The sequence below is a fragment of the Pseudomonas sp. EL_65y_Pfl2_R96 genome (assembly GCF_963970905.1).
Classification (GTDB): domain Bacteria; phylum Pseudomonadota; class Gammaproteobacteria; order Pseudomonadales; family Pseudomonadaceae; genus Aquipseudomonas.
Genome location: NZ_CAXAQH010000092.1, coordinates 1 through 1,389, shown reverse-complemented (window position 1 = coordinate 1,389; position 1,389 = coordinate 1). Strand labels below are relative to the sequence as shown.

Sequence of the window (1,389 nt, the reverse complement as noted above, 5' to 3'; positions counted from 1 at the left end):
GATAGCGCAGCGCGCACAGTTGCAGCGCGAAGCCGATCCGGTTTTCCGGTCGGCGTCGCCGGTCGATGTGGATCAGGTCGTCGTCCGCCAGGATGTAATGCCGTAGCAGCGACGCTTCGTCGGTCGGCAGGTCGAGCAGCGACGACCGCTGCCGGGCGCTCAGGATATGGCGTCTCGGCATGCGGCTTTGTCCCGGTTGAACAGAAGTCTGTTTTGGACAACACTGACCCCGCGCAAATCAAGGCTTTTCGGGGCCGGTGTTCGGGAAGGTTCAATTGGGACAACGCGCCGCTATCTACGCCCGCGTCTCGACCGCCGACCAGTCGTGCGAGCGGCAGTTGCGCGACCTCGTCGGTTTCGCCGAACGGGGCGGCTATGAGGTGGTCGAGGTCTTCCGCGAAACCGCCTCGGGGATGAAGGCCAACCGCTCGGCGCGCGGCGAGGTGATGAAGCTGGCGCAGGCGCGTCACATCGATGCGGTCCTCGTCACCGAACTCAGCCGCTGGGGACGCTCGACGCAGGACCTGCTCGATACGCTCAACCGGCTGTCGGGCTGGCGCGTGTCGGTCGTCGCGATGAGTGGCATGACGTTCGAGGTCGATACGCCTCACGGGCGGATGATGGCGACGATGCTCGCCGGCATCGCCCAGTTCGAGCGCGACATGCTAAGCGAGCGGGTTCGGTCCGGTCTCGCCGCAGCGCGGGCACGGGGTCGAACACTCGGTCGGCAGGCGGGCGACCGACCGAAGTCCGACCGGCTCGCCCCCAAGGTGCTGGCGCTGGTCGCCGAAGGTCGCAGCTATCGCTGGATCGCGCGCGACCTCGGCCTCAGCAAGAATACTGTCGCCGCTATCGTCGGACGGGCACGGGTGGATGCAGCGTCGGTCGAGGAAGCGGCATGACCGGACTTCCCGGAAAATTCCCGCCGGATCCTCGGCGCAAGGCGCGGTTTCGTGAAATCGCGCGCGCGATCGTCGCCAAGGACCGCTCCGATCGGAAGTACGGCCTTACCGTCGATACCGCCGGTGCCATCGCCCAAGCGCTGGAGCGCGCATATCGGGACGGCGTGCGGGACGGTCCCGCAGCATCGACCCCGTTGCCGGAACAGTCCGATACCGGCCCGGTCGAATGGGCGCTGATCCCGCCGCGCCCCCGCGAAGCCTTCTGGAGTACCTGCCTGGCTATCCTGGGGTGACGGCAGCCGGTCGCGCGATGGCCATCTGGCACCTGCGATCACTGAACGCGGCACGCCGGGCTGGGCCATCATCGCACAAGGTCGCAACCCTGGCAGGTTGATCGGTGAACGCAACATCAGGCCGCTCGTCCGCCTGAACCTGCTCGATCATGCGCCAGATCGGCCGGAACACCTGCTCCTGACCGGACGGGGAC

At 67.1% G+C, this 1,389-nt stretch carries 4 protein-coding genes; 2 read left to right on the top strand and 2 right to left on the bottom strand.

Features of this window, described 5'->3' with window-relative positions; all coding sequences use genetic code 11:
• Nucleotides 1–181, bottom strand: a 181-nt coding sequence (locus AACY49_RS29565) for a DUF4158 domain-containing protein (protein WP_339527715.1), incomplete at its 3' end; no start/stop codon positions are given.
• Between the two features lie 94 nt (nt 182–275).
• Here AACY49_RS29565 and AACY49_RS29560 point away from each other — a divergent pair.
• Both AACY49_RS29560 and AACY49_RS29555 read left to right on the top strand, forming a co-directional pair.
• Nucleotides 276–902: a recombinase family protein gene (locus AACY49_RS29560; protein WP_339472255.1), complete on the top strand. Its 627-nt coding sequence runs from the start codon at nt 276–278 to the stop codon at nt 900–902.
• A complete protein-coding gene (locus tag AACY49_RS29555; protein ID WP_339527713.1) occupies nt 899–1,195 on the top strand; it encodes a hypothetical protein in 297 nt (98 codons plus the stop codon). Before AACY49_RS29560 ends, AACY49_RS29555 begins: the two co-directional genes overlap by 4 nt.
• Here AACY49_RS29555 and AACY49_RS29550 read toward each other — a convergent pair.
• Nucleotides 1,182–1,389 (bottom strand): hypothetical protein (locus AACY49_RS29550; RefSeq protein ID WP_339527711.1); only part of this gene is annotated, 208 nt, incomplete at its 5' end. The two genes, AACY49_RS29555 and AACY49_RS29550, sit on opposite strands and share 14 nt — an antisense overlap.